The 25,424-nt window shown below is 66.2% G+C and carries 23 protein-coding genes and 1 pseudogene; 15 read left to right on the top strand and 9 right to left on the bottom strand.

Going from position 1 to position 25,424, the window contains the following annotated elements:
• Positions 1–16 precede the first annotated feature (16 nt).
• The 3 genes from PJW05_RS04815 to PJW05_RS04805 all read right to left on the bottom strand — a co-directional run bounded on the left by PJW05_RS04815 (position 17) and on the right by PJW05_RS04805 (position 4,816).
• A complete protein-coding gene (locus PJW05_RS04815) occupies positions 17–1,666 on the bottom strand; it encodes an acyl-CoA dehydrogenase family protein (protein ID WP_271410601.1) in 1,650 nt (549 codons plus the stop codon).
• Between the two features lies 1 nt (position 1,667).
• The gene (locus tag PJW05_RS04810) at positions 1,668–2,315 is read right to left on the bottom strand and encodes a TetR/AcrR family transcriptional regulator (RefSeq protein WP_271410600.1); all 648 of its coding nucleotides are present in this window, start codon (positions 2,313–2,315) and stop codon (positions 1,668–1,670) included.
• Between the two features lie 104 nt (positions 2,316–2,419).
• Positions 2,420–4,816, bottom strand: a complete 2,397-nt coding sequence (locus tag PJW05_RS04805) for a hybrid sensor histidine kinase/response regulator (RefSeq protein ID WP_271410599.1) — start codon at positions 4,814–4,816, stop codon at positions 2,420–2,422.
• Between the two features lie 252 nt (positions 4,817–5,068).
• On the opposite strand from PJW05_RS04805, the gene PJW05_RS04800 reads away from it, so the two are divergent.
• From PJW05_RS04800 to PJW05_RS04785, 4 genes are all read left to right on the top strand, one after another.
• Positions 5,069–5,866: a hydroxymethylpyrimidine/phosphomethylpyrimidine kinase gene (locus PJW05_RS04800; RefSeq protein ID WP_271410598.1), complete on the top strand. Its 798-nt coding sequence runs from the start codon at positions 5,069–5,071 to the stop codon at positions 5,864–5,866.
• Positions 5,863–6,492, top strand: coding sequence for a thiamine phosphate synthase (thiE, locus tag PJW05_RS04795; protein ID WP_271410597.1), 630 nt, complete (start codon positions 5,863–5,865; stop codon positions 6,490–6,492). Before PJW05_RS04800 ends, thiE begins: the two co-directional genes overlap by 4 nt.
• 30 nt (positions 6,493–6,522) lie before the next feature.
• Complete coding sequence (hemL, locus tag PJW05_RS04790) at positions 6,523–7,812, top strand: glutamate-1-semialdehyde 2,1-aminomutase (RefSeq protein WP_271410596.1); 1,290 nt, start codon at positions 6,523–6,525, stop codon at positions 7,810–7,812.
• Positions 7,813–8,050: 238 nt separating this feature from the next.
• A complete protein-coding gene (locus PJW05_RS04785) occupies positions 8,051–8,599 on the top strand; it encodes a tetratricopeptide repeat protein (protein WP_271410595.1) in 549 nt (182 codons plus the stop codon).
• Between the two features lie 27 nt (positions 8,600–8,626).
• Here PJW05_RS04785 and PJW05_RS04780 read toward each other — a convergent pair whose 3' ends face one another.
• Positions 8,627–8,950 carry a DUF1820 family protein gene (locus tag PJW05_RS04780; protein ID WP_271410594.1) on the bottom strand — a complete coding sequence of 108 codons (324 nt, stop codon included), beginning with the start codon at positions 8,948–8,950 and terminating at the stop codon, positions 8,627–8,629.
• 134 nt (positions 8,951–9,084) lie between these two features.
• On the opposite strand from PJW05_RS04780, the gene miaB reads away from it, so the two are divergent.
• The 5 genes from miaB (at position 9,085) to lnt (ending at position 14,461) form a co-directional block, all read left to right on the top strand.
• Positions 9,085–10,425 (top strand): tRNA (N6-isopentenyl adenosine(37)-C2)-methylthiotransferase MiaB, encoded by a 1,341-nt coding sequence (miaB, locus tag PJW05_RS04775; protein WP_271412167.1) that lies wholly within the window; start codon positions 9,085–9,087, stop codon positions 10,423–10,425.
• Between the two features lie 89 nt (positions 10,426–10,514).
• Entirely contained in the window at positions 10,515–11,531 is a 1,017-nt protein-coding gene (locus PJW05_RS04770) for a PhoH family protein (RefSeq protein WP_271410593.1), read from the top strand.
• The gene (ybeY, locus tag PJW05_RS04765) at positions 11,524–11,988 is read left to right on the top strand and encodes an rRNA maturation RNase YbeY (RefSeq protein ID WP_271410592.1); all 465 of its coding nucleotides are present in this window, start codon (positions 11,524–11,526) and stop codon (positions 11,986–11,988) included. The genes PJW05_RS04770 and ybeY overlap by 8 nt, the downstream gene beginning before the upstream one ends.
• Positions 11,989–12,009: 21 nt before the next feature.
• Complete coding sequence (locus PJW05_RS04760; RefSeq protein WP_271410591.1) at positions 12,010–12,849, top strand: HlyC/CorC family transporter; 840 nt, start codon at positions 12,010–12,012, stop codon at positions 12,847–12,849.
• A gap of 91 nt (positions 12,850–12,940) precedes the next feature.
• Positions 12,941–14,461 (top strand): apolipoprotein N-acyltransferase, encoded by a 1,521-nt coding sequence (gene lnt, locus PJW05_RS04755; RefSeq protein ID WP_271410590.1) that lies wholly within the window; start codon positions 12,941–12,943, stop codon positions 14,459–14,461.
• 70 nt (positions 14,462–14,531) lie between these two features.
• Here the strand turns inward: lnt and PJW05_RS04750 are convergent, their stop codons facing one another.
• Both PJW05_RS04750 and PJW05_RS04745 read right to left on the bottom strand, forming a co-directional pair.
• The gene (locus tag PJW05_RS04750) at positions 14,532–15,293 is read right to left on the bottom strand and encodes a YdcF family protein (protein ID WP_271410589.1); all 762 of its coding nucleotides are present in this window, start codon (positions 15,291–15,293) and stop codon (positions 14,532–14,534) included.
• 25 nt (positions 15,294–15,318) lie between these two features.
• Positions 15,319–15,726 (bottom strand): hypothetical protein, encoded by a 408-nt coding sequence (locus PJW05_RS04745; protein ID WP_271410588.1) that lies wholly within the window; start codon positions 15,724–15,726, stop codon positions 15,319–15,321.
• 253 nt (positions 15,727–15,979) lie between these two features.
• Between PJW05_RS04745 and leuS the strand changes: the two genes are divergently transcribed.
• The 6 genes and pseudogenes from leuS (at position 15,980) to lipA (ending at position 23,152) form a co-directional block, all read left to right on the top strand.
• Entirely contained in the window at positions 15,980–18,601 is a 2,622-nt protein-coding gene (gene leuS, locus PJW05_RS04740; protein ID WP_271410587.1) for a leucine--tRNA ligase, read from the top strand.
• Between the two features lie 60 nt (positions 18,602–18,661).
• The gene (locus tag PJW05_RS04735; protein WP_271410586.1) at positions 18,662–19,270 is read left to right on the top strand and encodes an LPS-assembly lipoprotein LptE; all 609 of its coding nucleotides are present in this window, start codon (positions 18,662–18,664) and stop codon (positions 19,268–19,270) included.
• A 39-nt stretch (positions 19,271–19,309) separates the two neighbouring features.
• On the top strand, positions 19,310–20,347 hold the full coding sequence (gene holA / locus PJW05_RS04730; RefSeq protein ID WP_271410585.1) for a DNA polymerase III subunit delta: 1,038 nt from the start codon (positions 19,310–19,312) through the stop codon (positions 20,345–20,347).
• Positions 20,348–20,419: 72 nt separating this feature from the next.
• Positions 20,420–20,569, top strand: a pseudogene (gene arfA, locus PJW05_RS04725) (alternative ribosome rescue factor ArfA); the annotation flags it as partial.
• Positions 20,570–20,678: 109 nt separating this feature from the next.
• Positions 20,679–21,986 carry a lytic murein transglycosylase gene (locus PJW05_RS04720; protein ID WP_271410584.1) on the top strand — a complete coding sequence of 436 codons (1,308 nt, stop codon included), beginning with the start codon at positions 20,679–20,681 and terminating at the stop codon, positions 21,984–21,986.
• Positions 21,987–22,099: 113 nt separating this feature from the next.
• Positions 22,100–23,152: a lipoyl synthase gene (lipA, locus tag PJW05_RS04715; protein ID WP_271410583.1), complete on the top strand. Its 1,053-nt coding sequence runs from the start codon at positions 22,100–22,102 to the stop codon at positions 23,150–23,152.
• A 103-nt stretch (positions 23,153–23,255) separates the two neighbouring features.
• Here the strand turns inward: lipA and lipB are convergent, their stop codons facing one another.
• The 3 genes from lipB to PJW05_RS04700 all read right to left on the bottom strand — a co-directional run bounded on the left by lipB (position 23,256) and on the right by PJW05_RS04700 (position 25,404).
• Positions 23,256–23,816 (bottom strand): lipoyl(octanoyl) transferase LipB, encoded by a 561-nt coding sequence (gene lipB / locus PJW05_RS04710; protein WP_442969239.1) that lies wholly within the window; start codon positions 23,814–23,816, stop codon positions 23,256–23,258.
• Positions 23,817–23,884: 68 nt separating this feature from the next.
• Complete coding sequence (locus PJW05_RS04705) at positions 23,885–24,166, bottom strand: DUF493 domain-containing protein (RefSeq protein ID WP_271410582.1); 282 nt, start codon at positions 24,164–24,166, stop codon at positions 23,885–23,887.
• 74 nt (positions 24,167–24,240) lie between these two features.
• Positions 24,241–25,404 (bottom strand): D-alanyl-D-alanine carboxypeptidase family protein, encoded by a 1,164-nt coding sequence (locus PJW05_RS04700; RefSeq protein WP_271410581.1) that lies wholly within the window; start codon positions 25,402–25,404, stop codon positions 24,241–24,243.
• Between the last annotated feature and the right edge of the window lie 20 nt (positions 25,405–25,424).

Raw genomic sequence — 25,424 nt, 5'->3', positions numbered from 1 at the left:
CGGCACGAGCCCGGAGTCACACCAGGTGCGGCGTGGAACGGGCCACCAGCGCCTCGACGTCGGCGCCACGCGGCAGGGTGCCGTAGACGCGGCCCTGCCCGCCCAGGCGACTGCCGATGAAGGCATCGGCGACGGTGGCGTTGCCGGCTTCCAGCAGCAGCTTGGCCTGCAGCGCCACGGCCACGTCTTCGGTGAGCTGACGGGCGCGGTACTGGATGTCGGCGGTGTCGGCGAAACCCTTTTTCAGGTTGCCGATGAACGTCGCCAGACGGGCATCGCCATGGCCATCGCCCAGCTCGGCGAAGAGCGCGTCGAGCACGCCCGGCTCCTTGGACAGGGCCCGCAGCACGTCCAGGCACTGCACGTTGCCGGACCCTTCCCAGGTGGAGTTCACCGGGGCCTCGCGGTAGAGACGCGGCAGGATGGTGTCCTCCACGTAGCCGGCGCCGCCCAGGCATTCGGCGGCCTCGTTGATCATCGCGGGGGCGCGTTTGCAGATCCAGTACTTGCCGACGGCGGTGACCAGACGGGCGAACTTGTCTTCCTGCTCGTCGTGGGCGCTGTCCAGGGCACGGCCCATGCGCAGGGTCAGGGCCAGCGCGGCTTCGCTTTCCAGGGCCAGATCGGCCAGAACGTTCTGCATCAGCGGCTGCTCGGCCAGTACCCGCCCGCCGACCTTGCGGTGGGCGCAGTGGTGGGCGGCCTGGGTCAGCGCCTGACGCATCAGGGCGCTGGAGCCGATCATGCAGTCGAAGCGGGTCAGCGCCACCATCTCGATGATGGTGGGCACGCCGCGCCCTTCCTCGCCCACCATCCAGGCCAGCGCGCCACGGTATTCCACCTCGCTGGAGGCGTTGGACCAGTTGCCCAGCTTGTTCTTCAGGCGCTGGATGTAGAACGCGTTGCGGCTGCCGTCGGGGCGGTGGCGCGGCAGCAGGAAGCAGGACAGCCCCTTGTCGGTGTAGGCCAGGGTCAGGAAGGCATCGCACATGGGCGCCGAGCAGAACCACTTGTGCCCCACCAGCTCGTAGGCCTGGCCTGGCCCCGGAATTCCCACGGGATGGGCGCGGGTGGTGTTGGCGCGCACGTCGGTGCCGCCCTGTTTCTCGGTCATGGCCATGCCGATGGTGAGGCCGGTCTTCTGCTCCATGGGCAGGTTGCGCGGGTCGTACTCGGTGGAGAGGATCTTCGGCAGCCACTTTTCGGCGATCTCCGGCTGCAGGCGCAGGGCCGGCACGCTGGCGAAGGTCATGGTCAGCGGGCATCCGGTGCCGGCCTCGGCCTGGCTGTGCAGGTAGCTCAGGCCGGCGCGGGCAACCTGGGCGCCGGCGCGCGGGTCGGTCCAGGGCATGGAGGGAATGCCATGCTCGATGGAAGCCCGCATCAGCTCGTGGTAGGCCGGGTGGAACTCCACCAGGTCGATGCGGTGCCCGTAGCGGTCATGGCTCTTGAACACCGGCTTGTTCTCGTTGGCGAGAAAGCCCGCCGCCATCAGCGGACCGCCGGCCAGGGCGCCGTAGGCCTCCAGGCGCCCTTCGGCCCAACCACCCTGGTAGCGGCGCACCCACTCCTGCAGCGGCAGGTCGACACGGTAGAGGTTGGCGCCATCCAGTGGCGGCACCTGGTTGAAGACTTCATGGGTTTCGGCGAACGCGTGCAGGCTCATCTCAGGTCTCCAGGGCAGTTTGGCTGGCGCCCAGGGCGCGCAGGCAGAAAGTGACGAGGTTGGCGCAGACGGCCTCGAGGTCGTCCGGCCGCTGTCCGGCCTCGCGCAGGGCGCGGGCGGGCGGGGACAGCGGGCCGACCAGGGATTCGGCGATGGCGCCGACCAGGCAGGCCGCGGTCAGGGAAATGGATGGCACCTGGAACTCACCGCGCGCCTGGCCATCCGCCAGCAGCGCGCAGAACAGGTCGGCGTAGGCTTCGCGATAGAGCAGGCGCTGCTCGTCCACTTGCGCATCCACCGGTTCGGCGATCAGGGCGAAGGCCAAGCGCCGACTGTGCCAGGCACGCGCGGCGAACTGGCGCAGCCCACGGGCCAGGCGCTCGGCGGCCGAGCCCTCACCGCGCAGCACCTCGGCCAGGCTGTCCACTTCCAGCTGGCTGGCCTGGGCGAAGACTTCCGCCGCCAGCTCGCCCTTGTTGCCGAAGTGGCGATAGAGGCTGCCGGTGGCGATGCCGACGTCCTCGGCCAGGGCCTGCATGGTCAGGGCCGCGAACCCGCCCTCCACCACCCGTGCATGGGCACAGGCCAGGATGCGGCTGCGCAATGCCTGGTCACGATCGATTCGGGAAGCGGTGGTGCGATAGGCCATGATCTGAATCCTGATTCACTCATTTCAGTGAATCAGGATTCAGACTTTGCAGAAAGCGGGATATTGGCCGCGAACAGCGACAAAAATGCCGCCAAGGTGAAGGATCAGCCGAGCGATGTGGCGCTTTCCACCGGCTTGCACAACAGCCAGTCATTCAACAGCGCTCGCAACTCTTCGAACTTCACCGGCTTGGCCATGTAGTCGCTCATGCCCGCTGCCAGGCAGCGCTCGCGGTCGCCGCTGTGGCTGTGGGCGGTGATGGCCAGCACCGGCAGGTCAGCGCAGCCGGGCATGGCGCGCAGGGCGCGGCAGGTGGCGAAGCCGTCCATGACCGGCATCTGGCAATCCAGCAGCACGGCATCGATCTTCTCGCGGCGGATCTGTTCGAGGGCTTCGGCGCCGTTGTCGGCGGTACGCACGCGATAGCCGAGCTTGAGCAGCATGCCGCGGGTGACCAACTGGTTGATGGCGTTGTCCTCCACCACCAGCACGGTGCATTGCTCCGGACGACGCTGGGGCTGACCGCCGGAACGGCGCAGAGGGATGACCTGGGCCTGCGCCGGCAGGGTCAGGCTCAACGTCAGCGTAAAGGTGCTGCCTTGTCCCGGCGCGGACTGGTGGGAAAGCGTGCCGCCGAGCAGCGCGACCAATTGCTGGCTGAGGGCGAGTCCGATGCCCAGGCCGCCGTATTCACGGGTCATGGACCCATCGAGCTGGTAGAAGCGCCGATAGATCAGGCCATCCGGCGGGGTGGCGAAGCCGATGCCGGTATCCGTGACGTCGATGCTCAACGCCACACTGCCCTCGGCGGAAGCCCGTCCGCCGACCCGCAGGCCGACGCGGCCGCGGCTGGTGAACTTGATGGCGTTGTCCAGCAGATAACCCAGGGCCTGGGCCAGCTTACCGGCGTCACCTTCCAGGGTATCCGGCAGCTTGTGGTCGAGTTCCAGGTCGAAGTCCAGGCCCTTTTCCTCGGCGCGCGGGGCGAACTGTACCCGCAGGCTGTCGATCAGACCACGCAGGCTGAAAGGCTCGCGCCGGGGGTAGAGCTTGCCGGCCTGCAACTCGGTCATGGCGAGAATGTCGTTGACCAGGCGCATCATGTCCCGCGCCGAGCCGGCGGCAGTGCGCTGGTACTGATCCAGTTCGTCGTCCAGCGGCAGGGTCTGCATCAGCTCGAGGGAACCGATCACACCATTCATCGGGGTGCGCAGCTCATGGGTGACGGTGGCGAGGAACTCGTCCTTCAGGCGGTTGCTGTTGGCCAGCTCCTGGTTGAGCGCTTCCAGCTTGCGGCCTGCGTCCTGGAGGATGCGCGTGCGCTCTTCCTTCATTGCGTTGATGCGGTCGGCCAGGGCCAGGGACAGCAGCCCCACTTCCAGTGCCGAGCCGATCTGGCTGGCGTACATGGTGAGGAAGACGTTCGGCAGGTAGCCCAGCACCATCAGCGTGTTGATGGCGCCGCCGAGGAGGAAAGTGCTCCAGGCGATGATGAAATAGCGCGCCACCCGCATGCCCCGCAGCCAGGCCAGCACGCCGGCGGAGAAGATCACCACGGTGAAGATCAACGCCAGGGAAGTGGCCAGGCGCAGGGCCAGGCCGTAGCTGGCGGTCAACGCCAGGACCATCGCCAGTCCCCCCAGTGCCATCAGGCCGAGCAGTGCGCGGTCGACCCAGGGGCTGTGCTCGGCGGTGTGCAGGAAGCTGCGGGCGAACTGGCAGCCGAAAAGCGCCGCCGAACCGATCAGGAAGGGAGTCGCGGCATTGGCCCACCAGGGGTTTTCCGGCCAGAAGTACTGGATGCCGGCGCCATTGACCGAGATCTGATAGAGCCCGAACGACGCGATATAGAGGATGTAATAGAGGTAACTGGTGTCGCGGACGCTGAGGAAGATGAACAGGTTGTAGAACAGCATCACCAGCAGCACGCCGTAGATGATGCCGAGTACATAGATGCGTTCCGGCTGCTCTTCGAGAAAGGCCTGGGGCGACCAGAGCGTCAGCGGCGCCTGGATGGACCCTTCGCTCTGCAGGCGCAGGTAGATGCGCTTGCTCTCGTTGGGTTGCAGGGCAACGCTGAAGATGTAGTTGTTCTGCCTGATCTCCCGGCTGTCGAACGGCAGCGCATCGCCGGTGCGTTGCGCGAGGCGGTAGCCACCCTGGCCATCAGGCAGGTAGAGGTCGAGGTGGTCCAGCGGCGGATAGGCCAGCTCCAGCAGCCACTCCCGCTGGCCGCCCTTGTCGCGCGGGCGGTAGTCCAGGTCGATGCGCAGCCAGAACACCGAACGCGAATAACCGGCATTGAGCACCGCTTTCTCGTTGCGGCGAAAACTCCCCTCCAGGGCCGGGGACGTGATGTCGTCGATTTCAGCGTCGCCACGCACGTCCTCGAAGACGTCCATGTGCTGGCCCAGCGGAAGGCTGTGCAACTGCTCATCGAAGGCCACGGCATTGGCCAGGCCCGTCAGCAGGCAGAGAGTAAGGAAAAGGAGGATACGCATGCAGCCCCGCAATGGCCGCCTGACCGCGTCCGGGAGTCCCACCTCCTTATCCGACGCGCCATCCAGGGCCAGGTTGTTCAAAAACCGCACTCTAGCACAGCACAAGCCCGCGGGAAGCTGCACTTTGCTATCACACGGCAACAGCTCTATTCCGGCCCTTTCAGCCCGACGAACGGAACCGCCGCCGGTCACCCTGGGGCAAAGCGCCGCCGGTGCGGCCCGGCGGGGTGTTTAGTGGTAAGCTCGCCGACCATGAAAACGACCCACTCTCGCCCCGTAGTCCTCTGCCTTTCCGGCCACGACCCCAGTGGTGGCGCCGGCCTCCAGGCGGATATCGAAGCCCTGATCGCGCAAGGCTGCCACGCCGCCCCGGCGGTGACCGCCCTGACCGTGCAGGATACCGTCAACGTTTCCGACTTCCGCGTCCTCGACCGCGAATGGGTGCTGGCCCAGGCCCGCGCCGTGATCGCCGACCTGCCGGTGGCCGCCGTCAAGCTGGGCATGCTCGGCTCGGTGGAAATGGTCGAAACCGTCCTGGAAATCATGCAGTCCCTGCCGGGCGTACCGCTGGTCTGCGACCCGGTACTGCGTGCCGGCGGCGGCGGCGCCCTGGGCAAGGACGAAGTCGGCTATGCGATCCGCGAACGCCTGCTGCCGGTGGCCACCATCGCCACCCCGAACCTGCCGGAAGCGCGCATCCTCGCCGAGCTGCCCGACGGCACGCCGGACCAGTGCGCGGAAAAGCTCCTGCCCTTCTGCCGCAACCTGCTGATCACCGGCGGCCACGGCGACGAGACCGAAGTCCACAACCGTCTCTACACCCGGAACGGCGAGCACCACACCTTCACCTGCCAGCGCCTGCCGGGCAGCTACCACGGCTCCGGCTGCACCCTGGCCAGCGCCCTCTCCGGCCGCCTGGCCCTGGGCGAAGAACTGTCCAGCGCCGTGCGCAGCGCCCTCGACTACACCTGGCGCACCCTGCGTGACGCCGAACAACCCGGCCACGGCCAGTACGTGCCGCGTCGCCTGCCGCTGGACTTCTGCCAATGAAACTCCGTGGTCTCTATGCCATCACCGACAGCCAGTTGCTGGCCGGCGGCAAGCTACTGCCCTTCGTGGAAGCGGCCCTCAAGGGTGGCGCCAAGCTGCTGCAGTACCGCGACAAATCCAGCGACGAAGCCCGTCGCCTGCGCGAAGCCGAGGCCCTGGGCGAGCTGTGCGCCCGCCATGGTGCCCAGTTGATCATCAACGATGACGCCGAACTGGCCGCTCGACTGGGTGTCGGCCTCCATTTGGGCCAGAGCGATGGCTCCCTGGCCGCCGCCCGCGCCCTGCTCGGTCGCCAGGCGATCATCGGCGGCACCTGCCACGCCAGCCTCGACTTGGCCGACGCGGCCATCAGGGAAGGTGCCAGCTACATCGCCTTCGGCCGCTTCTACAATTCCCAGACCAAGCCGGGCGCGCCCGCCGCCACCCTGGACCTGCTGGAGCAGGCCCGGAATCGCTTCCAGGCCCCCATCGTCGCCATCGGCGGCGTGACCCTGGATAACGCCCCCGAGCTGATCGCCCGCGGCGCCAGCATGGTCGCGGTGATCCACGCCCTGTTCGGCGCCGACTCGGCCGCCGAGGTGGAACGCCGCGCCCGCGCCTTCAGCGCGCTGTTCGACGCCGCCTGATCCCGAATTCGCTTGAAAGAGAGACCTGCCATGTCCCGTTCCGAAACCCTCTTCGCCAACGCCCAGAAACACATCCCTGGCGGCGTCAACTCGCCGGTCCGCGCCTTCAAGAGCGTCGGTGGCACGCCGCTGTTCTTCAAGCACGCGGAAGGCGCCTACGTGACGGACGAGGACGACAAGCGCTATGTGGACTACGTCGGCTCCTGGGGCCCGATGATCCTCGGCCACAGCCACCCGGACGTACTGGACGCCGTGCGCAAGCAACTGGACCACGGCCTGTCCTACGGCGCACCGACCGCGCTGGAAGTGGAAATGGCCGACCTGGTCTGCGCCCTGGTGCCGTCCATGGAAATGGTGCGCATGGTCAGCTCCGGCACCGAGGCCACCATGAGCGCCATCCGTCTGGCCCGTGGCTTCACCGGCCGCGACAGCATCATCAAGTTCGAGGGCTGCTACCACGGCCACTCCGACTCCCTGCTGGTGAAAGCCGGTTCCGGCGCCCTGACCCTGGGCGTGCCCAGCTCCCCGGGCGTGCCGGCGGCCTTCGCCCAGCACACCCTGACCCTGCCGTTCAACGATATCGAAGCAGTGGAAAAGACCCTGGCCGACGTCGGCAACGAAGTCGCCTGCATCATCGTCGAGCCGGTGGCCGGCAACATGAACTGCGTACCGCCGGCGCCAGGTTTCCTCGAAGGCCTGCGCCGCCTCTGCGACCAACACGGCGTGGTGCTGATCTTCGACGAAGTGATGACCGGCTTCCGCGTCGCCCTCGGCGGCGCCCAGGCCTACTACGGCATCACCCCGGATCTCTCCACCTTCGGCAAGATCATCGGCGGCGGCATGCCGGTGGGCTGCTTCGGCGGCAAACGCGAAATCATGTCCCACATCGCCCCGCTGGGCCCGGTCTACCAGGCCGGCACCCTTTCCGGTAACCCGCTGGCCATGGCCGCCGGTCTGACCACCCTGAAGCTGATCAGCCGCCCGGGATTCCACGCCGAGCTGACCGACTACACCACCCGCATGCTCGACGGCCTGCAACAACGCGCCGATGCCGCCGGCATCCCCTTCGTCACCACCCAGGCGGGCGGCATGTTCGGTCTCTACTTCAGTGGCGCCGACGACATCATCACCTTCCAGGATGTGATGGCCAGCGACGCCGAACGCTTCAAGCACTTCTTCCACCTGATGCTGGCGGGCGGCGTGTACCTGGCGCCGAGCGCGTACGAAGCGGGCTTCACCTCCATCGCCCACGGTGACCAGGAACTGGCGATCACCCTGGACGCTGCCGAGCGCGCCTTCTCCAGGCTCAAGCAGGCCTGAGCCCGCTCACCGCCCGGCCAGCGCACCCTGCGCGGGCCGGGTCGGCCCATCTGTTATCCATTCGTTACAGCAAACCGCCCCGCGCCACGCCGCTCACGCGCCGCCCGGACGCCCCGACGCCGCCACCCCCGTAAAGGCTTTGTAAGATCGTCCCGGCTTATTTCATAATGTGACGGTCGGCGCGTTTTTCGCCGGCCGGGCATGATGCCCGCACTGCTTCCGAGGCGCTGTGATCCCCATGAACCGCACCGGCCGCGCCCTGATCCTGGGCTGCCTGTTGCTCTCCCTGCCGCTGCTGGCCAATGCCGGCGGTAACTCCCTGCTGATTCCTGCCACCGGCCGCTGCAGCCTGAACAGCCTGCCGGAGAACCTCTCGGAAGCCGTTTCCGCCTGCCAGCAGGCCGCCCAGAGCGGCGATGCCGAAGCCCAGTACGAACTCGGCGAGTTCTACTACGACGGCAAACGCACCCCGCGCGACCTGGCCCAGGCCCTGCAATGGTTCGAGCAGGCATCCCTCAAGGGCCATGCGCAGGCGCAACTGCGGCTGGGCAACATGTTCTTCCGGGGCGAAGGCGTGCCGGCCAACAATGTGCAGGCCTACATCGTGCTGAAGATGGCGGCGGTGAACGGTTCGGACGAAGCAATGGACAGCGCCGACCTGGTGGCCGCGCAGATGCGTACCGACGAGCTGGAAATCGCCACCCAGGTGCTGGGCCAGATCTTCCGCAACTACCTGCTGGAACTGCAGGCCGCCGACGGCGGCTCGCCCTTCGCGCCGCTGCCCTGAAGCGACTCAAGACGCCGAAACGACTGCCTACTTCTCCGGCATCGGCATGGGGAACGGCATCACGTTGCCGCTGCCTTTCGCCTCGCTGATCTTCGGCGTGCCCAAGCGCTCCACTTCGTCGATGCGGATGATCGAATGCATCGGCAGGAAACTGCGCACAACGCCCTCGAACTGGGCCTTGAGCTTCTCCTCACTGGGGTCGACCACCACCTGGGTGCGCTCGCCGAAGACGAACTCTTCCACCTCCAGGAATCCCCACAGGTCGCTCTGGTAGATCTGCTTGGCGTACATCTCGTACACCTGGCCCTGGTTCAGGAAGATCACCTTGTAGATGGGGTCGGACTTGCTCATGGCGGATTGGCGGGTCGTCACAGCGGATTTCGGGGGCGCAGATCATAGCATAGCCGCCAGGCAGCCGGCGCTAGGAACAGCGCGGGATGGCGACTATAATGCGCGGTTCTTCGAACCACCTGATTGCTAAGTGCATGGCCAAGAAGCTCTATATCGAAACCCACGGCTGCCAGATGAACGAGTACGACTCGTCGCGCATGGTCGACCTGCTCGGCGAACATCAGGCGCTGGAGGTAACCGAACGCGCCGAAGAAGCCGACGTGATTCTGCTCAACACCTGCTCGATCCGCGAGAAGGCGCAGGAGAAGGTGTTTTCGCAACTTGGCCGCTGGCGCGAGCTGAAACAGCAGAACCCGGAACTGGTGATCGGTGTCGGCGGCTGCGTGGCCAGCCAGGAAGGCGCCGCCATCCGTGAGCGCGCGCCCTACGTGGACGTCGTGTTCGGCCCGCAGACCCTGCACCGCCTGCCGGAGATGATCGACGCCGCCCGCGTCACCCGCAAGCCCCAGGTGGACATCAGCTTCCCCGAGATCGAGAAGTTCGACCGCCTGCCCGAACCGCGCGTCGACGGCCCCAGCGCCTTCGTCTCGGTGATGGAAGGCTGCAGCAAGTACTGCACCTTCTGCGTGGTGCCCTATACCCGCGGCGAGGAAGTCAGCCGCCCGTTCGACGACGTACTGGCCGAAGTGATCCACCTGGCCGAGAACGGCGTCCGCGAAGTGACCCTGCTGGGCCAGAACGTCAACGGCTACCGCGGCCTGACCCATGACGGCCGCATCGCCGACTTCGCCGAGCTGATCCGCGTGGTCGCCGCCGTCGACGGTATCGACCGCATTCGCTACACAACCTCGCACCCGCTGGAATTTTCCGACGCGCTGATCCAGGCCCACGCCGAGGTGCCGGAGCTGGTGAAGTTCGTCCACCTGCCGGTGCAGGCGGGCTCCGACCGCATCCTCGCGGCGATGAAGCGCAACCACACCGCACTGGAATACAAATCGCGCATCCGCAAGCTCAAGGCGGCAGTGCCGGACATCTGCATCAGCTCGGACTTCATCGTCGGATTCCCCGGCGAGACCGACAAGGACTTCGAGCAGACCATGAAACTGGTGGAAGACGTCGGTTTCGACTTCTCCTTCTCCTTCGTCTACAGCTCGCGCCCCGGCACTCCGGCGGCCGACCTGCCGAACGACACGCCGGAAGAAGTGAAGAAGCAGCGCCTGCAGATTCTCCAGGGCCGCATCAACCAGCAGGGCTTCGAGATCAGCCGACGAATGGTGGGCAGCGTCCAGCGCATCCTGGTCAGCGACTTCTCCAAGAAGGACCCGGGCATGCTCCAGGGCCGCACCGAGAACAACCGCATCGTCAACTTCCGCAGCGCCAACGCGCGCCTGATCGGCCAGTTCGTCGACGTGCGCATCGACGATGCCCTGCCCCACTCCCTGCGCGGCAGTCTGCTCGAAGAAAACCTGCACTAAGGTCTGACGGGCCCTGGCTTTCCCAGCCGGGCCCTCGGGGTTATTCTTCCAGTCATCCCTTTTCTACGCCCAAGGGCGAACACACGACATTGAACGCCTCCCTGGATCTGCACCGCTTCACCCTGGAACCCTTTGAAGCCCGCCGCTTCGCCAACCTATGCGGCCAGTTCGACGAGCATCTGCGCCTGATCGAGCAGCGCATGGGCATCGAAATCCGCAACCGCGGCAACCAGTTCGAACTGGTCGGCGACCCGCAACGCACCCGCGCCACGGAAAACCTCCTGCGCCGTCTCTACCGCGAAACCGAAGCCATCGAACTCGAGCCCGACATGGTGCACCTGTTCCTGCGCGAAACCGGCATGGACGAAGCGAGCCCCAAGACCGAGGCCGTGACCTTGCGCACCCGCAAGGGCCAGATCCGCCCGCGCGGTGCCAACCAGCAGAACTACGTGAAGTCGATCCTCGACCACGACATCAACTTCGGCATCGGCCCGGCCGGTACCGGCAAGACCTACCTGGCAGTGGCCTGCGCCGTGGACGCCCTGGAGCGCGAACAGGTGCGCCGCATCCTGCTGGTACGCCCGGCGGTCGAGGCCGGCGAAAAGCTCGGCTTCCTCCCCGGCGACCTGTCACAGAAGATCGATCCCTACCTGCGCCCCCTCTACGACGCACTCTATGAAATGCTCGGTTTCGACCACGTGGCCAAGCTGATCGAGAAACAGGTGATCGAAGTCGCCCCGCTGGCCTACATGCGCGGCCGCACCCTTAACAACAGCTTCATCATTCTCGACGAAAGTCAGAACACCACCGTCGAGCAGATGAAGATGTTCCTGACCCGTATCGGCTTCGGCTCCACCGCCGTGATCACTGGCGACATCACCCAGATCGACTTGCCTCGCGGCACCCGCTCGGGCCTGACCCACGTGATCGACGTGCTGCGTGACGTGCCGGGCATCAGCTTCACTCACTTCAAGTCCCAGGACGTGGTGCGCCACCCCTTGGTACAACGCATTGTCGAAGCCTACGACCGCTTCGACAGCCGCCAGCAGGCCGCCAAGGCCAAGCCAGCCGACAACGACCCGGGCGCGATAGACGACCATGCTTGAACTCGACCTGCAGCTCGCCAGCACGGTCCAGGACCTGCCGAGCGAGGAGGACTTCCGTCGCTGGTGCGAACTGGCCCTGCGCCAGCGCAGCGCCGACTCCGAGCTGACCATACGACTGGTGGACGAAGCCGAGGGCCGCGAACTCAACCGCACCTGGCGGCACAAGGACTACGCTACCAATGTGCTCTCCTTCCCCGCCGACGTTCCCGATGAATTGCTGGACATCCCGTTGCTCGGCGACCTGGTGATCTGCGCACCGGTGGTGGCGCGGGAAGCTGCCGAACAGGGCAAGTCCCCGCAAGCGCACTGGGCGCACCTGGTGATACACGGCTGCCTCCACCTCCTGGGTTACGACCACATCGAGGACGAGGAAGCCGAGGAAATGGAAGCCCTGGAACGGGAATTGCTGGCCGAGCTTGGCCACCCCGACCCTTACTACGACGACGAAGACCAATAAGAAGCACCGAGCAAAGGACATATGAGCGAAGATCGATCGAGCAACGGGCACAGGTCCTGGCTGGAAAAGCTGACCCAGGCCTTTGCCCATGAACCGAAAAGCCGCCAGGAGCTCCTCGAGCTGCTGCGCGAAGCCCACCAGAACAAACTGCTCGACAGCGAGGCGCTGTCGATCGTCGAAGGCGCCATCCAGGTTGCCGACCTGCAGGTGCGCGACATCATGGTGCCGCGCTCGCAGATGATCAGCATCAGGGCGAACCAGTCGCCGAAGGAGTTCCTCCCGGCGATCATCGATGCCGCCCACTCCCGCTACCCGGTCATCGGCGAAAGCCTGGATGACGTCATGGGTATCCTGCTGGCCAAGGACCTGCTGCCGCTGATCCTCCAGGACGGCAGCCAGCCTTTCAACATCAAGGACCTGCTCCGGCCGGCCACCTTCGTGCCAGAGTCCAAGCGCCTCAACGTGCTGCTGCGCGAATTCCGCGCCAACCACAACCACATGGCCGTGGTCATCGACGAATACGGCGGCGTCGCCGGCCTGGTGACGATCGAAGACGTGCTGGAGCAGATCGTCGGCGACATCGAGGACGAGCATGACGTCGAGGAAGACAGCTACATCAAGCCACTGCCCAGCGGCGACTTCATCGTCAAGGCGCTGACCCCGGTCGACGCCTTCAACGAATTTTTCGAGACCGACTTCTCCGAAGACGAGTTCGACACCGTCGGCGGCCTGGTCATGGGTGCCTTCGGCCACCTGCCCAAGCGCAACGAAACCACCGAGCTCGGCGACTTCCGCTTCCGCGTGCTCAACGCCGACAGTCGCCGCATTCATCTGCTGCGTCTCTCCCCGCTGTCCCACTGATACGCGGGCGCCCCTTCCACAGTGGAGGGGCGCCCGTGGATAATCCCGCCCCGCACGCTACTCCAGCTCCCCACCCGCCCAAGGACCGAGCATGAACTGGATCACCCGCCCCGGCTGGCCGGGCAACCTTCTGGCGCTGGGCGCCGGCGCCCTGACGCCTCTGGCGTTCGCCCCCTTCGATTTCTGGCCCCTGCAACTCCTATCCCTGGCGCTGTTCTACCTCGGCCTGCGCGACCTGGCGCCCAAGCCGGCGTTCTCGCGTGGCTGGTGCTACGGCCTCGGCCTGTTCCTGGCCGGAACCGGCTGGATCTACGTCAGCATCCACGACTACGGCGCCGCCTCGGTGCCCCTGGCGAGCTTCCTCACCGTCGGCTTCAGTGCCGGGGTGGCGCTGTTCTTCGCCCTGCCCGCCTGGCTTTGGGCGCGCTGGCTGCGCCGCAGCGAAGCGGCCCTGGCCGACACCCTGGCCTTCGCCGCCCTGTGGCTGGCCCAGGAAGCCTTCCGCGGCTGGTTCCTCACCGGCTTCCCCTGGCTCTACGCCGGCTACAGCCAACTCGACGGACCGCTGGCCGGCCTGGCGCCGCTGGGCGGCGTCTGGCTGCTCTCCTTCACCTTGGCGCTGACCGCCGCCCTGCTGGTGAACCTGGCGCACCTGCGCAAGCGCCCCGCCTTCCTCGCGGCAGGCATCGCCCTGCTGGTCGCGCCCTGGACCCTGGGCGTGGCACTCAAAGGCCACGCCTGGACCCAACCTGCCGGCGAGCCGCTGAAGGTGGCGGCCATGCAGGGCAACATCGAACAGAACCTGAAGTGGGACCCCGAGCAGCTCAACGCCCAGCTTGCCCTCTACCGCGACATGACCTTCAGCGCACAGAAAGCCGACCTGATCGTCTGGCCGGAAACCGCCGTACCAGTCCTCAAGGAGTTCGTCGACGGCTACCTCGGCGTGATGAACCGTTTCGCCAACGATCGCCAGTCCGCCCTGATCACTGGCGTGCCGATTCGCCAGAACAACGAACGGGGCGAAAAACGCTACTACAACGGCATCACCGTGGTCGGCCAGGGCGAAGGCACCTACCTCAAGCAGAAACTGGTGCCCTTCGGCGAGTACGTTCCGCTGCAAGACCTGCTGCGCGGGTTGATCGCCTTCTTCGACCTGCCCATGTCCGACTTCGCCCGCGGCGACTCCAACCAGGGCCCGTTGCTGGCCAAGGGTTACCGCATCGCCCCGTACATCTGCTACGAGGTCGTCTATCCCGAGTTCGCCGCCAACCTGGCGGCCAAGAGCGATATCCTCCTGACGGTGAGCAACGACACCTGGTTCGGCACCTCCATCGGCCCCCTGCAGCATCTGCAGATGGCCCAGATGCGTGCCCTGGAAGCCGGCCGCTGGATGATCCGCGCCACCAACAACGGCGTCACCGTGCTGATCGACCCGTTCGGTCGAATCACCGCAGGCATCCCGCAGTTCCAGCAAGGCGTGCTGTACGGCGAGGTCCTGCCCATGCAGGGGCTGACGCCTTACCTGCAGTGGCGTGCCTGGCCCCTGGTGATCCTCTGCGGCCTGCTGTTCGCCTGGGCCCTGTTGGCCAGCCGGATTGCCAAGACGGTATGACCACGCAACTTCCCTGCAGGGGAGAATTCATTCGCCAAGGGCCGCGAAGCGGCCCCAGCCCCTACCCCGTTCAGTCATAGGCCAACGGATAGGCCAGCAATCCCACAGCCTCGTTCAGCAGCATCCCGCTCTGCCAGACCGCCTTGCTCTCCGGCAGCCAGCCGCCCAGCGGCCGGCCGTTGGGAACCCCCAAGTAGCCCATGGGTGCCGCGACCACGTCGAAGCCGACACGCTCGAAGCACCAGCGGGCACGGGGCATGTGCGCAGCCTGGGTGACCAGCAGCACCCGGCGAACGCCCAGGGGCTGCAGCAGCTTCGCACTGTGGGTGGCGTTCTCCCAGGTGGTACGGCTTTCGCCTTCCTGCCAACGCACCGCCACGCCGAAGTCGCGCTTCAGTACCTCGGCCATGATCGACGCCTCAGTGGGTGGCTCGCCGTAATGCAAGCCGCCGCTGGTCAGCACAGGCAGATTGCCGGCACGGGCCAGCCGAGCCGCGTAGCGCAGGCGCTCCAGAGCCATGGCCGAGGGTTGGTCGGCACGCCAGGCCGGATCATCACGCTCTCGCCCGCCACCCAGCACCACGATGGCGTCCACCCGGCCGGGAAGGCCCGGCCACTCGGCTTCCGCCAGCGGAGGCTCTTGCTCCAGCGCCCGCGCGGACCACTCGACCATGATCGGCAGGCTCATCAGCCAAAGGCCGCCGAGCCCGGCGATGAAGCAGACCAGTGACAAGCGCGGCATGCGCCGGCGCAACCACCAGGCGAGCAGCAACAGAAGAAGCAGGCCGCCGGGCGGCAGCAGGAACTGCTTGAGGATGTAACGAATCGGCATTGGGCACCTCCCCGGTGCCCGGAGCCTAGCGGGGATCGGACGTGCGGAAAAGCTGGGAGCCACAGGACATGCAGGCCTGCACGCCCTGCCCGCGCTGCCAGATGGCCGGGGTGCCGCACATGGCGCAGCAAAGCTGCTGGCGGCGTTCCGGCATGGGGCGGGGTTTCAAGGCGAAGCGTTGCGAGGCCACTGCCTCCCTCGCGGCCATTTCCTCGGCGGCCGCGTGCCAGCCACGCAACCAACGCGTATCGCGATCCAGATAGGCGCGGATCAACTCCATCTCGGCCGGCGTCAGCCCCTTGAGTTCCAACTCGCGCGGTTCCTCATCGCGCAAGCGAACCGCCGTATCCGCTTCATCCAGCGCCAAGGCCAGCCGGTGCAACAACCGCTCGTAGAGCCCGTTCCCTGAATCCGTCCGCCGCAACTCACCCATCCGGCACCTCGAACTGCGTAAACGCTTGCATTGCTTATGAAAAGCTTAGCGTTCGCTTCTTCGCCGCAAGGCGCCTGCGACAAACGGCGCGGCGTTTGCCGACGGACGCCCGCCGGTGCATTCAGGGTTTCCCTAGGCCGACGGGGGTCATGTATGCTACGGCGCTTGAATTTCCGTTTCCCCCAACGTCCGGAAGCGCGGCCAAAGCCCGCGTGACCGGTCCGGGGAACTCCATCTTCCAGCGCCAGTAGCCATGCACGAACAGTATCAGCCCCGCGAAATCGAAGCCGCCGCGCAAGCCCACTGGGACGCGCACAAATCCTTTGAAGTGAGTGAGCAGCCCGGCAAGGACACCTTCTATTGCCTGTCGATGTTCCCCTACCCGAGCGGCAAGCTACACATGGGGCACGTGCGCAACTACACCATCGGCGACGTGATCGCCCGTTACCAGCGCATGCTGGGCAAGAACGTGCTGCAGCCCATGGGCTGGGACGCCTTCGGCATGCCGGCGGAAAACGCCGCGATGAAGAACAACGTCGCACCCGCCAAGTGGACCTACGAGAACATCGATTACATGAAGACCCAGCTGAAGAGCCTGGGTCTGGCCATCGACTGGTCCCGTGAAGTCACCACCTGCAAGCCGGACTACTACCGCTGGGAACAGTGGCTGTTCACCAAACTGTTCGAAAAGGGCGTGATCTACCGCAAGAACGGCACCGTGAACTGGGATCCGGCGGATCAGACCGTGCTGGCCAACGAACAGGTGATCGACGGCCGTGGCTGGCGCTCCGGCGCGCTGGTGGAGAAGCGCGAGATCCCGATGTACTACTTCAAGATCACCGCCTACGCGGATGAACTCTTGAGCAGCCTCGACGACCTGGACGGCTGGCCCGAGCAGGTCAAGACCATGCAGCGCAACTGGATCGGCAAGTCCCGCGGCATGGAAGTCAGCTTCCCCTTCGACCAGGCCAGCATCGGCCACGAAGGCGCGCTGAAGGTCTTCACCACCCGTCCGGACACCCTGCTGGGCGCCACCTACGTGGCCGTCGCCGCCGAGCACCCGCTGGCTACCCTGGCCGTGCAGAAGCTGCCGGCCGAGCAGGCCGCCGAACTCCAGGCCTTCATCGACGAGTGCAAGCGCGGCGGCGTCGCTGAAGCCGACATCGCCACCCAGGAGAAGAAGGGCCTGCCCACTCCCCTGTTCGTCGAGCACCCGCTGACGGGCGAGAAGCTGCCGGTCTGGGTCGCCAACTACGTGCTGATGAACTATGGCGAAGGCGCTGTGATGGCCGTCCCGGCCCACGATGAGCGCGACTTCGCCTTCGCCCACAAGTACGACCTGCCGATAAAAGCGGTGATCCGCACCGCCGCCGGCGACGAAACCCCGGCACCGTGGCAGGACGCCTACGGCGAGCACGGCCAGTTGATCAATTCCGGCGAGTTCGACGGCCTGGACTACCAGGGCGCCTTCGATGCCATCGAAGTGGCCCTGCAGAAGAAAGGCCTGGGCCAGGCCCGTACCCAGTTCCGCCTGCGCGACTGGGGCATCAGCCGCCAGCGTTACTGGGGTTGCCCGATTCCGATCATCCACTGCCCGAGCTGCGGCGACGTGCCGGTACCGGAAGACCAGCTGCCGGTGGTGCTGCCCGAGGACGTGGTGCCGGACGGTGCCGGTAGCCCCCTGGCGAAGATGCCCGAGTTCTACACCTGCACCTGCCCGAAATGCGGCACCGCGGCCAAGCGCGAAACCGACACCATGGACACCTTCGTGGAGAGTTCCTGGTACTTCGCCCGCTACGCCTCGCCGAACTACGACAAGGGCATGGTCGACCCCGCCGCGGCCAACCACTGGTTGCCGGTGGACCAATACATTGGAGGCATCGAACACGCCATCCTGCACCTGCTCTACGCACGCTTCTTCCACAAGCTGATGCGCGACGAGGGCCTGGTCAGCTCCGACGAGCCGTTCAAGAACCTGCTCACCCAGGGCATGGTGGTGGCAGAGACTTACTACCGCACTGCCTCCAACGGCGGCAAGGACTGGTTCAACCCGGCCGACGTCGAGGTGGAGCGTGACGCCAAGGCAAAGGTCATCGGCGCCAGGCTGAAGACCGACGGCCTGCCGGTGGAAATCGGCGGCACTGAGAAGATGTCCAAGTCGAAGAACAACGGCGTCGACCCGCAGGCCATGATCGACGCCTACGGCGCCGACACCTGCCGCCTGTTCATGATGTTCGCCTCGCCGCCGGACATGAGCCTGGAGTGGTCCGACTCCGGCGTGGAAGGCGCGAGCCGCTTCCTGCGCCGCGTCTGGCGCCTGGCCCAGGCCCACGTTGCCGCCGGTCTGCCGGGCGATCTGGACCGCAGTACCCTGAACGATGAGCAGAAGGCGGTGCACCGCGCCATCCACCTGGCCATCCGCCAGGCCAGCCAGGATATTGGCCAGCATCACAAGTTCAATACCGCCATCGCCGCCGTAATGACCCTGATGAACGTGCTGGAGAAGGCCCCGCAAGCCGACACCGCCGACCGCGCCCTGCTCCAGGAGGGCCTGGAAACCGTGGCCCTGCTGCTGGCCCCGATTACGCCGCACATCAGCCACGAGCTGTGGCGCGAGCTGGGCCATGCCGACGCCATCATCGACGCCGCCTGGCCGGCCGTGGACGAGGCCGCACTGGTGCAGGACAGCCTGCAACTGGTGGTCCAGGTCAACGGCAAGCTGCGTGGCCACATCGAAGTGCCGGCCGACGCCAGCCGAGAAGCGGTAGAAGCCACCGCACGGGCCAACGAGAACGTGCTGCGCTTCACCGACGGCCTGACCATCCGCAAGGTCATCGTGGTGCCGGGCAAACTGGTCAATATCGTCGCCAACTGACTGAGGCCGGCGCCCTCCTGCGGGAGCGGCGCCGGAGCGTTCGCAAGGGGAAAGCAAGAAATGATGAAACGGAATCTGCTGGTCCTGGGCCTCACCGCGCTGCTGAGCGCGTGCGGCTTCCATCTGCGTGGCACGGGCGAAGCCAAGTTCGCCCTGACCGAACTGGACGTCACCGCCCGCAACGCCTACGGCCAGACCGTCAAGGACATGCGCCAGGCCCTGCAGGACAATGGCGTCAACGTGCATGGCGGCGCACCCTACACCCTGGTCCTGGCCCGCGACGACGAAAGCCAGCGCACCGCGTCCTACACCGGCAGCGCCCGCAGCGCCGAGTACGAGCTGACCCAGACCCTGCAGTACGAAATCCGCGGCAGCAACGACCTGCTGCTGATGGACGACAAGATGACCGTGCAGAAGTACTACGTGCACGACAGCAACAACCTGATCGGCTCCGACCAGGAAGCGGCCCAGTTGCGTCGCGAGATGCGCCAGGAAATGGTCCAGCAGATGATCATGCGCCTGCAGTTGATCACCCCGGCCCAACTGGACCAACTGCAACAGACCGCCGAAGCCAAGGCCAAGGCCGAAGCCGAGGCGCTGGAAGCCGCACGCCGGGCCGAGCAGGCCCAGCAACCGCAGCAGTCGCCGCTGCAACTGCCCATCCAGTGAGTACACGGGGCCGCACAGCGGCCCCGGTCATTTGCGCCTATGAAACTCAACCCCGCACAACTGGGCAAACACCTGCAGGGCCAACTGGCTCCGGTCTACGTCGTCAGTGGCGATGAGCCGCTGCTCTGCCAGGAAGCCTGCGACGCCATTCGCGCCAGCGCCCGCGCGCGGGACTTCAGCGAGCGCCAGGTGTTCAACGCCGAAGCCAACTTCGACTGGGGCCTGCTGCTCGAAGCGGGCGCCAGCCTGTCGCTGTTCGCCGAGAAGCGCCTGCTGGAAGTCCGCCTGCCCTCCGGCAAGCCGGGGGACAAGGGTGCGGCCGCGTTGCTGGAATACCTCTCCCGTCCGCCGGAAGACACAGTCCTACTGCTGAGCCTGCCCAAGCTGGATGGCAGCACCCAGAAAACCAAGTGGGCCAAGGCCCTGATCGACGGCGCGGACGCCCAGTTCATCCAGATCTGGCCCATCGAGGCCCACAACCTGCCGCAGTGGATTCGCCAGCGCCTGTCCCAGGCCGGGCTGGCCGCCAACCAGGAAGCGGTCGACCTGATCGCCGCCCGCGTCGAGGGCAACCTGCTGGCCGCCGCCCAGGAGATCGAGAAACTCAAGCTGCTGGCCGAGGGTGGACAGGTGGATGCCGCCACCGTCCAGGCCGCCGTGGCCGATAGCGCCCGCTTCGACGTCTTCGGCCTGATCGACGCCGCGCTCAATGGCGAACCCGCCCACACCCTGCGCACCCTCGAAGGCCTGCGCGGCGAAGGCGTGGAGCCGCCGGTGATCCTCTGGGCGCTGGCCCGGGAACTGCGACTGCTCGCCGGCCTGGCCCAGCAGTACAGCCAGGGCGTTCCCCTGGAAAAGGCCTTCGCCGCCGCCCGCCCGCCGGTCTGGGACAAGCGCCGCCCGCTGGTCACGCGCGCCCTGCAACGCCACCCGGCCTCACGCTGGAACCAGTTGCTCCAGGACGCCCAACGCATCGACGCGCAGATCAAGGGCCAGGCCCAGGGCGACCCCTGGAACGGTCTGGCACGCGTCGCCCTGCTGCTGGCCGGCCAGCGCCTGCCCTTGCCCGCCGAGTGACTGGACAATTTCCAAGCGCAAGCCGATGATGCGTCCGCCCGCGCTGGTGCGGGCACCAATCGAGGATCGGCCATGGCCAAGAAGCGCAAACAAGGCGCGCCCAACCGCGCAAAATCCCTGGTAGCTCAACCCCTCTTTCGCTGCCGCCAGGAAAAGCCCCAGAAAGGCAAAGGCAGTTACCGCCGCGAAGCCTCCCACGATTGGGAGGCTTCGTCGTTAATGGGGCCGCAAAATATCTCGCAGACCGCCCCTCGCCCCGTTGAAAGGGCCGCCTGATTCATCCCGAACATGATAATGTCGCGGCTTGATTCGCCTGCCTCGAGACCTTCGTATGTTCGATGCCCCAGCCCCTGGCCCGATGTTCCGCAGCCTGGCCGTGGCCTCTGCCCTGACCCTGCTTTCCTCCTGCGCTGACGCCCCGGCCCAGAACCCCGCGAGCGCGCCCCTGTCCCAGGTCAGCCAACCTGTGGCCAACCCGACTGCCACACCGGCTCCGCCCCGAGCAGCCTTGCCGGCGCTCAGCTTCAGCGCCTGGCGTGACGGTTTTCGTCGCGAGGCCCTGGCCCAGGGTATCGATGCCGCCACCTTCGACCACGCCTTCGCCGGCGTCACCCCCGACCCCAGTGTGATCAATGCCGATCGCAGCCAACCCGAATTCACCCGCCCTGTGTGGGAATACCTCGAAGGCGCCATCTCGCCCTATCGCGTGCGCAAGGGCCAGGCACTGATGGCCGAACACGCCGCGACCCTGGATGCCATCGAGCAGCGATTCGGCGTGGACCGCGAGACACTGGTCGCCATCTGGGGCATGGAAAGCAGTTTCGGCCAGTTCATGGGCGACAAGTCAGTGATCCGCTCCCTGGCCACGCTCGCCTACGAAGGCCGCCGCCCCGAGTTCGCCCACGCCCAGTTGCTCGCCGCCCTGCAGATCCTCCAGCATGGCGACATCCAGCCGGGCAGCATGCTCGGCTCCTGGGCCGGCGCCATGGGCCAGACCCAGTTCATCCCCACCACTTACAACAGCCACGCGGTGGACTTCGACGGCGACGGCCGCCGTGATATCTGGAACTCCTCGGCCGACGCCCTCGCCTCGGCCGCCCATTACCTGCGAGCCTCCGGCTGGCGCAACGGCAGGCCCGCGTCGCTGCAAGTGCAACTGCCCCAGGGCTTCGACTACGCCCATGCCGATGCGGAGATCCGCAAGTCCGTGGCGCAATGGCAGGCGATGGGTGTAGAGGTCGGCCCGCAAGGCGCCGGGCTCACCCATGAATCCGCCTCCCTGCTGCTGCCGGCCGGCCATCGCGGCCCGGCGTTCCTCGTGCTGGACAACTTCCGCGCCATCCTCAAGTACAACAATTCGTCGTCCTACGCCCTGGCCGTCAGCGTGCTGGGCCAGCGTTTCGACGGCGGCGGGCAGATCGCCGGCAGTTGGCCGCGCGACGAACGTCCGCTGAGCCGCAGCGAACGGGTGGAGTTACAGGAATCCCTGGCCGCCGCCGGTTACGACCCCGGCAGCCCGGATGGCATCATCGGCGCCAACACCCGCAAGGCGATCCGTGGCTACCAGCAGCGCCTGGGTTGGCCAGCAGACGGCCATCCCAACCAGGATCTGCTCGAGCGGTTGCGCAAGGGGCGTTGAGCCCCTGCGCCTCTGGACGGCCGCCCGTTCGCTCAGGCGCCTTTGTGATAAACTTCGCCACCCCCTCTTGCCCCTCCGGCTACCCACGGAGCCTCTCGCGGAGCCAGTTTCCGATGTCCGATACCGCCTCGTCCAAACCCGTCGCCAGCGGCGAAAAGTTCCGTAATGCCCAAGGCATCACCGCGATCAAGGATGGCCAGAAGCGGCGCAACGGCGCCGAGCCCGAGGTTTACGAACCCAAGCCCAAATGGCTGCGGGTGAAGGCGCCGGGTGGTAGCCGCTTCGAGGCGGTCAAGCGCAATGTCGGCGAACATCGCCTGAGTACCGTGTGCCAGGAGTCCCACTGCCCGAACATGGGCGAATGTTGGTCCAACGGCACCGCCACCATCATGCTGATGGGCTCGGTGTGCACCCGTGCATGCCGTTTCTGCGCTGTGGACACCGGCAATCCCAACGGCTGGCTGGACAAGGAAGAGCCGCAGAACACCGCCAAGTCGGTGGAGCTGATGGCGCTGCGCTATATCGTGCTGACCTCGGTGGATCGCGACGACCTGGACGATGGTGGCGCCGGTCACTACGCCGCCTGTGTACGCGCCATCAAGGAGCGTACGCCCAAGGTGGTGGTCGAGGCCCTGACCCCGGACTTCAACGGCGACCTGCCGTCCATCGAGCGGGTCGTGGACTCCGGCCTCGAGGTATTCGCGCAGAACGTCGAAACGGTGAAGCGCCTGACCCATGTGGTGCGCGACCCCCGCGCCGGTTACGAGAAGACCCTGCGCGTGCTGGAACATGCCAAGCGCCACCGACCGGACGTACTGACCAAGACCAGCCTGATGCTGGGGCTGGGCGAGACTGACGAGGAAGTCATCGAAACCATGGACGATCTGCGCGCGATCGGCGTGGACATCCTCACCCTCGGCCAGTACCTGCAGCCAACCCGCAACCACCTGTCGGTGCAGCGTTGGGTCAGCCCGGAGGAATTCAACCGTTTCCGTGATATCGGCCTGGAGAAGGGCTTCATGGAAGTCGCCGCCGGCCCGCTGGTGCGCTCCAGCTACAGGGCCGACCGGGTGTTCGAGAAGAACAACCTGGGCCTGGCTGCGCCGGCTCCAGTGCCGGGCCAGCCCGTTGACACCAGCCTGATTCCGGCACTCAACCTGGGTTGAGCGGGGACTTACCGCCAAGAGGGCGGCAGCAATCAAGCCCCCTCTGAACCCCGCCAGCACCCCGTCCCCTCTCCCGATGGAAGAGGAGAAATCCCCCTCTCGTCTAGCGGCTGTAGCCCAGCCGCCGACGTAGCGCCTGCTCCAGGCGCTGCGCCACCTCATCGAGTTGCGGTGGCGTCTCGATCAGATCCTTGAGCTGTACCATCTTCAGCCCGGCGTAGCCGCAGGGATTGATCCGCCAGAACGGCGACATGTCCATATCCACGTTGAGCGCAAGACCGTGGAACGAGCAGCCCCGGCTGACCCGCAGGCCCAGCGAGGCGATCTTGTCGCCCTGGACGTAAACGCCGGGAGCATCCGCCTTGGGTGCCGCCTCAACGCCATAGGTCGCCAGCACGTCGACCAGGCTCTGCTCCATGGCGGTAACCAGTTCGCGCACGCCCAGTCCCAGGCGGCGCAGGTCCAGCATCAGGTAGGCCACCAGTTGACCGGGGCCGTGATAGGTGACCTGGCCCCCGCGCTCGACCTGGATCACCGGGATGTCTCCCGGCGCCAGCAGGTGTTCGGCCTTGCCGGCCTGCCCCTGGGTAAACACCTGTGGATGCTGCAGCAACCAGACTTCATCGGGCGTCTGCTCGTCGCGCTCGCGGGTCAGACGGCGCATTGCCTCCAGGGTCTGCAGGTAGTCCGCCAGCCCCAGGTGACGCACGATGAGTTCGGCAGGTGGCAGCACTAGAGCACCATGTGTACGCGGCCAGTGGCGCGCAGGTCGACATGGATGGCTTGCAGTTGGTCGACGCTGGTGGCGGTGATCAGCACCTGCACCGAGAGGAAGCGGCCATTGCGGCTGTCGCGCACCACCAGGGTGGCAGCGTCGAGGTCCGGTGCGTGGCGCTGGATGATCTCGATCACCAGGTCGGAGAATCCATCGAAGGAATCACCGATCACCTTGATGGGGTAACGCTCGCAGGGGAACTCGATTTTCGGGGGTTGTACGTCAGGGGTATCGGTCATGGCGGCGGCGGACTCGTGGTCCGCGATGCGGACGCCCCGTACCCGGACAGGGCGCGAGGCGTCGGCTCAGTAGGTCAGTTGAACAGGCCGTAGAAGAACAGGCGGATGCTATCCCACAGGCGGCGGAAGAAACCACCCTCCTCGACGGTCTCCAGGGCGATCAGGTCGGCGCTGTGGACCACCTGGTCCTCCAGTTTGACGTCCACCTTGCCGATCACATCGCCCTGCTTGATGGGGGCGATCAGTTGCGGATTCAAGGTCATGCTGGCCTGCAGCTTCTTGGCCTGGCCCCTGGGCAGGGTCATGGTCAGGTCCTGGGCCAGGCCAGCCTTGACTTCACGGGACTCGCCCTTCCATACCTGGGCTTTGGCCAGCTCGGCACCCTTCTGATAGAAGGACTGGGTTTCGAAGAAGCGGAAGCCGTAGGTCAACAGTTTCTGGGTCTCGGCGGCGCGGGCCTGCTCGCTGTTGGTGCCGAACACCACGGCGATCAGGCGCATATTGTCACGCACGGCGGAAGCCACCAGGCAGTAGCCGGCTTCCTCGGTGTGGCCGGTCTTCAGACCGTCGACGGTCTTGTCGCGCCACAGCAGCAGGTTGCGGTTGGGCTGCTTGATGTTGTTCCAGAAGAACTCCTTCTGGGAGTAGATGGCGTAGTGGGCGGGATCTTCGTAGATAATCGCGCGGGCCAGGGTCGCCATGTCATGGGCGGTGGAATAGTGCTCCGGGTTGGGCAGGCCGGTGGCGTTCATGAAATGGCTGTTGGCCATGCCGAGCTTCTCGGCGGTGGTGTTCATCATGTCGGCAAAGGCGTCTTCGCTGCCGGCGATGTGCTCGGCCACGGCCACGCTGGCGTCGTTGCCGGACTGGATGATGATGCCGTGCAGCAGGTCGCTCATGGAAACCTGGGTATTCACCTGGACGAACATGCGCGAGCCGCCCGTGCGCCAGGCGTGTTCGCTGATGGTCACCGGATCGGTTTCACCAATCTGGCCCTTGCGGATTTCCAGGGTGGCGATGTAGGCGGTCATCAGCTTGGTCAGACTGGCCGGGGGCAGGCGCTGGTCGCCGTTGTTCTCGACAAGCACCTGGCCGCTCTGGGCGTCCATCAGCACATAGGATTTGGCGGCCAGTTGCGGCGGCGAGGGGATGATCTGCTGGGCCGCCATGGAGGCCGGCGCGACGATGAGCAGGGCTGCGGGCAGTAACAGGCGTTTGGCGAAGCTGAAGATGTTCATCCGTCTCTCTGAGAAATTGC

The organism is Pseudomonas sp. Q1-7 (genome assembly GCF_028010285.1).
GTDB lineage: Bacteria > Pseudomonadota > Gammaproteobacteria > Pseudomonadales > Pseudomonadaceae > Metapseudomonas.
Note: the sequence above shows the minus strand (reverse complement) of the source record. Positions and strands in the feature narration are given on the sequence as shown.